Below are 6,596 nucleotides of genomic sequence, written 5' to 3'. Positions count from 1 at the left end.
CCTATTTATCAACAACGGTCGTAGGAAAGCCGCCAATGGAAGATGGTTGGCTTGGAAAAGCAACAGAAAGAATATTTTTACCCCTCGTTCAGTTTAATTTGCCAGAAATCGTTGATTACAATTTGCCAATCTCCGGATGTTTTCATAACTTTGCTTTTGTATCTATAAAAAAACGTTATCCAGGACATGCATTTAAAGTCATTAATGCACTTTGGGGGCTTGGTCAGCTAATGTTTGAAAAGCATATAATAGTTTTTGATGAATGGGTAAATGTTCAAGATATTAATGAAGTTTTATGGATTTGGGGTAATAATGTAGACCCTTCAAGAGATGTAATCATTCAAAAAGGTGTAATAGATGTTCTTGACCATTCTACAAACCTGCCTGGCTTTGGTGGAAAAATGGGAATAGATGCAACTACTAAATGGAAAGAAGAAGGCTACACGAGAGATTGGCCAGAAGTTGCAAGAATGGATGAAGAAGTAAAGAAAAAGGTTTTACCGGTTTGGTACGAGATACTGCAAAAGATGAAAGGCGAAAGGTGAGAGTGTTCCAAAATTTTTGTAAGCTTACCTTTCCGTGTCATCCTGAGGACTTTAGTCCGAAGGATCTCTTTTTTGATTTCTTGACTTGAGAAGAAAATATGGGATTCTTCACTTCGCTCAAAATGATTATCTTGATTTTTGGACAGTCTTAGTTGCAGAATTACAAATAACGCCATTATTTATTTTATTATTTTATTGTCATACTGATGACGCAAGTCCGAAGAATCTTTTTATCTAAATTTTATAAAAATTCCCAACTTCCCATCCGGTGAATGAAATATAAAGTGTTAGCTAATTTAATTATCAAACAAAGAATGTAATAGATTTCTAACAAAAAAAGCTATATCTTCTTTTGATGTTCCAATACCTGTAACTTCCACAAATGCTTGGTAGAGAAATGGCAGCATAATTCCGATCAATGCAATTAACATAACTACCATACCAGCATGTAAATTTCTTTTTAGAATGCTTTCTGAAGGATTCAAAGGATTGTAATAAACCACAACCTTTTTATCGTTAAAATCGTTTATTATTTTTTCTGCAGTGTTATAATCAGATTCAAAAGGAGTTATAAATATCCTATTAGATATATACTCTTTTCCATCTACTTGGTATTTATATTCTATAACCGGATTATAAGTCTCATATTTGATTATCTCTTTAACTCTCTCAACTCTCTTATCTAAAATTTCTCCTTCTGTCTTTCTCCAAAAGAAAAATCTAAAATATTTGTATATAACAAACATAGTCAAAGCAGATGCAAATAACACATAAGCAACAAACACTTTAAGCATAGTCCAACCTTTAAATAACTCGAGATTTAAGCTATTATTATAACTTAAGTTGTTGTTTGATAGAAATTATAAATCAAAGTCTTCTTATAGAGATAAAAAACTTTAAAAAATTTCTGAAAGTAAATTGATAGCTTATTGTTTTTTTGAAACCTTGGATTTTGTTTGGGAAATTTAATCTTGGTAGGAAATTTAATCTTAGTAAAAAAATTATGGCAATAAGTTTTACAGACTTTGTTCTGAAAACCAAGATGGTTATTTTTTCTTATAACATTTCAAGGTTGATTAACATAACAACTTAAATTATATTATAATGAACTATGATATTTTCTTAGGAGAGATTATGGAGAGTCGTGTTGATGTTGCAAAGAAAGAGATTAAAAATAATGAAACGCAGGATGAGATTGTCGTAAAACTTAAAGAACTGTTTCCTGATTGTAGTTCTTTGACTTTAAGAGAGACAGGGTTTGAAGTTAGAGAAATAATGAATGAAATATTATCAAAATATAATAGAAAGGTCGTGTTAGACTTTGATGGAATAGAAATTATTACCCAAGGATTTGGGGATGAGATAGTGGGAGTATTTGTCAGAAAAAATGGTTTGGATTTTGTTAAAAACAAGATAAAAGTTGTTAATGCAAATAATTTTATCCGTGGTACGCTAAACTGGGTAGTATCTTACAGTAAGAAAATGGCTCAAAACAATTCTTCATCCTGATCCCATATATATATTCTAAAGAAGTCTTCGATGGTGAAATTTATTTTATTTATTTCATCTTCAAAAAGCTCAAAAGCCACTATTGATCCTTTCCATCCTGTATTTTGAAGTTCTTGTGCAGTTAAATAGTGTCTGTATAATTTTACTATACCGTTATTAGAAATTATCATTAGTTTTCCATTTGTCTTTTCTATTATTGTTTTTAAAGCATAAAGCCCGTATCCTGCATTATCAATAGCAGTAGAATACATTTTGGTAGGTGAACTACTTACGCCCTTTTCAAGAGCCTTTAAAATTGCATCTTGTTCCGTATTTACTTGATATTGCTTTTGTATATTATGTAAAAATCCTACACCTCTATCTACTACAACTATTTGTAATCTTCCTTGTATTGGGAAGTATTGAGCCGTAATTACAGCTCCGATAGGGCTAAGTGAATGTTGAATGGCATTATTTAGTATCTCTCCTACCATATAATCTAAATATTTCTTTAAATACCTTGGGTGAGAAATTAGTAATTTTTATAGAATCCAAAAATGAGATCCTTCGGACTAAAGTCCTCAGAATGACAGGAAAAGTTTGAATGATAAGCATCAGAGAAAGGATAACCTTATTTGTCATTCTGCATCAAGCGAAGAATCTTATGTTTTTATTGAATTTCTCGCCCGACATATTTGGGTATATTATAACCCAAATACTCCCAAGGTTGCTATAATCTTAACTTATACATACCTTTCCATATCACTTTTTTCAATCTATGTTAAAATTTTCTTAATGAAAATTTTAGTTTATCAAACAGCATTCTTAGGTGATTTGATTTTAACTACGCCATTATTAGAATCTATAAAAAACATCTATCCAAACTCACATCTTGCCATTATTACAAAATCTTTTGGGAAAGATGTCTTAAAAAACAATCCATTTGTTGATGAGCTTATAATCTTTGAAAAAAGCAAAGATTCTACGATAGATTTAATAAAAAAAATCAGAAAAAGGTTCGATATTGCAATCTCTCCTCATAGGTCTCATAGGGCATCTTATGTTTTATTTTTTGCATCAATCAAAAAAAGAATTGGATTTGATAAAGCAGGATTTTCTTTCCTATACACAGACTTAGTTCCTCACAGATTTGACGGCACTCATGAGATAGATAGAAATCTAAAACTTCTTGAGAAGCTTCCAGATTTTGATGAAAAAAAGATAGTAAAAGATCCAAAACTATTTTTAGACGAAGTAGAAGATAAATATATTCAAAAGTATAATCTAACTTCTAAAAACTACATTGTGATTGCTCCCGGGTCTAAGTGGGCAACAAAAAGATGGACTGAAAAAGGCTTTGCAAGTGTAATTGATTATCTGATTAGTAAAAATGAAAATGTTGTCTTGATTGGTGGAAAGGAGGATGAAGAGTTTACAAGTAGAATTTTAAACATTGCTAAATACACACCTTTAAACTTGGTAGGAAAAAGCTCTTTAAGAGAAAGTTTTGCGATAATCAAGCATTCAAAATTATTGATATCTAACGATTCTGCACCTGTTCATATGGCAGTAGCTTTTAACGTTCCAATAATTGATATCTATGGTCCAACTGTTAAAGATTTTGGATTTTATCCTTATAAAAATGGAATTGTTGTAGAGATTGAAGGTTTAAAATGTAGACCTTGCGGACTTCATGGTCATAATAAATGCCCCATTGGAACACATGAATGTATGGAAAAAATAAATCCTGAGATGGTAATTGAAAATATTGATAAAATATTAAGTTAAAAAATCTCAAGTAGAGGTGAAAAATGGAATTATCTCAAAGAATTCAAAAAATAAAACCTTCTCAGACGCTCGCAATAACTGCAAAGGCTAACGAGCTTAAAGCTAAGGGCGTTAATATAATAAGCTTTGGCGCAGGAGAGCCGGATTTTGATACACCGGACTTTGTAAAAGAAGCAGCAATAAAGGCATTAAAAGAAGGAAAAACAAAATACACAGCGGCGGCAGGTATTCCTGAGCTTAGAAAAGCAATTGCAGAGAAATTAAAAAACAGAAATAACATAGAATACACATCTTCAGAAGTTATAGTAGTTCCCGGTGCTAAAATGGGATTGTATGAGATCTTTGCAATTCTCTTAAATCCGGGAGATGAAGTGATAGTTCCAGCTCCTTATTGGGTTTCTTATACAGAGCAGATAGCTTTAAACGATGGAGAGAGTATTGCACCGGAGCTATCAGAAGAAAACGGCTTTGTTTTAACAGCGGAAATAGTAGAAGCATCAATAACTCCAAAAACAAAGGCTTTAGTCTTAAACACACCATCAAACCCTACCGGTGCAGTAATACCAAAAAAAGAGCTTGAAAGAATAGCAGAAGTTTGCTTAAAACACAAAATAATGATAATTTCCGACGAGTGTTATGAAGAGTTTAGCTATGGAGAGCCACACGTTAGCATAGCTTCTTTGTCAAAAGAAGTTAGAGAGATAACATTTACAGTTGGAGCATTTTCTAAATCTTACTCTATGACAGGTTGGAGGCTTGGATGGGTTGCAGCCCCTGAAAAGTACATAAAAGCTATTACTAACATACAAAGTCAAACAATCTCAAACCCAACAACTTTTGCCCAGTATGGAGCTTTAGAAGCATTAAAAGACAACGGTCAATTTCCGGCGATGATGAGAAATGAGTTTATAAAAAGAAGGGATTATGTAGTTGATGCTTTAAACAGCATTAAAGGTGTTAAGTGTGTAAAGCCAGAAGGTGCATTTTATGCTTTTCCCAATGTTTCTTATTACATAAAAGGCAATATTAAAAACGATTTAGACCTAACAGAGTATTTACTTGAAAATGCAAGAGTTGCAGTAGTTCCCGGCTCAGCCTTTGGAAAAGAAGGTTATATAAGATTATCTTATGCAACATCTATGGATAATATTGTTGAAGGAGTAAGAAGAATTAAAGAAGCTTTAGAGAAGTTAGAAGGTTAGGAGTGAAAATAACCAAGAATTACAGTCGGAGATTGGAGGTATAAATTATTTAGGTTAGAAATGAAAGAAAGTAAAGGATTTAAAGAAACTGAGATTGGATTAATTCCAGAGGATTGGGAAGTTGCGAGGTTGGGGGAGGTTTTTGAAGTTAAACAAGGAAAACAGCTATCTGCAAAAGAAAATAGGGATGGTAAGGTCTTAAAACCATTTTTAAGAACATCAAATGTTTTATGGAACAAAATAGATTTATCAGAACTTAGTTATATGCCATTTTCAGAATCGGAATTTAAAAATTTAAAACTCAAGAAAGGTGATATACTTGTATGTGAAGGTGGAGATGTTGGCAGAACTGCGGTTTGGGACGGTCAAATAGATGAAATATCTTATCAAAACCATTTACACAGGTTAAGGTCAGTTAAAGATAGTATAAACAATTACTTTTTTGCTTACTGGATGGAATACGCGATTACTATAAAAAACCTTTATCATCAAAACGCTAATAAAACAACTATTCCTAATCTTTCTTCTTCAAGACTTAAAGCTTTTCCTATCCCCCTTCCACCACTTGAAGAGCAAAAAGCTATTGCTGATATTCTTTCTACTGTCCAAAATGCTATAGAAAAAACAGAAAAAGTTATAAATGCTACAAAACAGCTTAAAAAGTCTATGATGAAGCATCTTTTTACATATGGAGCTGTTGCAGTTGATGAGATTGATAAAGTTAAATTAAAAGAGTCTGAAATCGGATTAACTCCAGAGCATTGGGAAGTTGTGAGATTGGGGGAAGTTGTGGAAAAAATGAAAGCAGGAGGCACACCAAAAAGATCGGAAAAAAGATTTTGGGGCGGTAGTATTCCTTTTATATTGATCGAAGACTTAACCAAAAACAATTTATATATAGAGGATGCACGAGAATATATTACAGAGGAAGGATTAGAAAATTCAAATGCTTGGATAGTGCCCGAGAATTCTTTATTACTCAGTATGTATGCTACTATAGGAAAAACTGCGGTTAATCTTATTCCTGTTGCCACAAATCAAGCCATATTAGGAATTATTCCAAAAAGAGATAGATTAAATGTAGAATTTGGAGCATATTTACTAAAATTCCACTCAAAAAGGTTGTTATCTCAAAATATTCAAACTACTCAAAGAAACGTTAATAAGGGTATAGTGGAAAATTTTCTAATCCCCCTTCCACCACTTGACGAACAACAAAAAATAGCCAACATTCTAACAACCATAGACCAAAAAATTCAAGCAGAAGAAAAAAAGAAAGTAGCATTACGAAGCTTATTTAAAACACTACTGCATCAACTTATGACAGGAAAAATTAGAGTTAGATAACAACTTTTATATGTATCAGGCGAGAGAATGGGAATTTTTATAAAACTAAAATTCTATCAAATTTCTCATCCCAAGCTATATAAAATATTCTTATGCTATAATATAGCTATTATGAAAAACTTAATTTTTACATTTTTGCTTATAAAAACTTATAAAAATGGATAGTAGTAGGCAGCCGCTTTTAAAGGTTGAAAATCTTACTAAAAGATATCTTATAAAAAAAGGA

Annotated in this window: 6 protein-coding genes and 1 pseudogene; 5 read left to right on the top strand and 2 right to left on the bottom strand. The window is 31.9% G+C overall.

The window, feature by feature from the left end:
- Positions 1 to 545: pseudogene (locus SULYE_RS04870) on the top strand (UbiD family decarboxylase domain-containing protein); the annotation flags it as partial.
- Between the two features lie 296 nt (positions 546 to 841).
- Here SULYE_RS04870 and SULYE_RS04865 read toward each other — a convergent pair.
- A complete protein-coding gene (locus tag SULYE_RS04865) occupies positions 842 to 1,339 on the bottom strand; it encodes a DUF3592 domain-containing protein (protein WP_043989092.1) in 498 nt (165 codons plus the stop codon).
- A 310-nt stretch (positions 1,340 to 1,649) separates the two neighbouring features.
- On the opposite strand from SULYE_RS04865, the gene SULYE_RS04860 reads away from it, so the two are divergent.
- On the top strand, positions 1,650 to 2,054 hold the full coding sequence (locus tag SULYE_RS04860; protein ID WP_232178583.1) for an STAS-like domain-containing protein: 405 nt from the start codon (positions 1,650 to 1,652) through the stop codon (positions 2,052 to 2,054).
- On the opposite strand, the gene SULYE_RS04855 is transcribed toward SULYE_RS04860, so the two are convergent.
- Positions 2,033 to 2,527 (bottom strand): ATP-binding protein, encoded by a 495-nt coding sequence (locus SULYE_RS04855; RefSeq protein ID WP_007547092.1) that lies wholly within the window; start codon positions 2,525 to 2,527, stop codon positions 2,033 to 2,035. The two genes, SULYE_RS04860 and SULYE_RS04855, sit on opposite strands and share 22 nt — an antisense overlap.
- A gap of 301 nt (positions 2,528 to 2,828) precedes the next feature.
- Here SULYE_RS04855 and waaF point away from each other — a divergent pair, with 301 nt between their 5' ends.
- The 3 genes from waaF to SULYE_RS04840 are packed head-to-tail and all read left to right on the top strand — an operon-like array spanning position 2,829 to position 6,370.
- A complete protein-coding gene (gene waaF / locus SULYE_RS04850) occupies positions 2,829 to 3,821 on the top strand; it encodes a lipopolysaccharide heptosyltransferase II (RefSeq protein WP_007547091.1) in 993 nt (330 codons plus the stop codon).
- 23 nt (positions 3,822 to 3,844) lie between these two features.
- On the top strand, positions 3,845 to 5,023 hold the full coding sequence (locus tag SULYE_RS04845) for a pyridoxal phosphate-dependent aminotransferase (RefSeq protein ID WP_007547090.1): 1,179 nt from the start codon (positions 3,845 to 3,847) through the stop codon (positions 5,021 to 5,023).
- A 60-nt stretch (positions 5,024 to 5,083) separates the two neighbouring features.
- The gene (locus SULYE_RS04840) at positions 5,084 to 6,370 is read left to right on the top strand and encodes a restriction endonuclease subunit S (RefSeq protein ID WP_007547089.1); all 1,287 of its coding nucleotides are present in this window, start codon (positions 5,084 to 5,086) and stop codon (positions 6,368 to 6,370) included.
- Positions 6,371 to 6,596 lie beyond the last annotated feature (226 nt).

The organism is Sulfurihydrogenibium yellowstonense SS-5 (genome assembly GCF_000173615.1).
GTDB lineage: Bacteria > Aquificota > Aquificia > Aquificales > Hydrogenothermaceae > Sulfurihydrogenibium > Sulfurihydrogenibium yellowstonense.
The sequence above is the reverse complement of the archived record's forward strand: the minus strand, read 5'-3'. Positions and strand labels throughout refer to the sequence as shown.

What these genes read in the sequence shown, in the direction of transcription:
- SULYE_RS04865 (WP_043989092.1), bottom strand. Translation starts at nt 1,339, where the DNA reads ATGCTTAAAGTGTTTGTTGCTTATGTGTTATTTGCATCTGCTTTGACT.
- SULYE_RS04860 (WP_232178583.1), top strand. Translation starts at nt 1,650, where the DNA reads ATGAACTATGATATTTTCTTAGGAGAGATTATGGAGAGTCGTGTTGAT.
- SULYE_RS04855 (WP_007547092.1), bottom strand. Translation starts at nt 2,527, where the DNA reads ATGGTAGGAGAGATACTAAATAATGCCATTCAACATTCACTTAGCCCT.
- waaF (WP_007547091.1), top strand. Translation starts at nt 2,829, where the DNA reads ATGAAAATTTTAGTTTATCAAACAGCATTCTTAGGTGATTTGATTTTA.
- SULYE_RS04845 (WP_007547090.1), top strand. Translation starts at nt 3,845, where the DNA reads ATGGAATTATCTCAAAGAATTCAAAAAATAAAACCTTCTCAGACGCTC.
- SULYE_RS04840 (WP_007547089.1), top strand. Translation starts at nt 5,084, where the DNA reads ATGAAAGAAAGTAAAGGATTTAAAGAAACTGAGATTGGATTAATTCCA.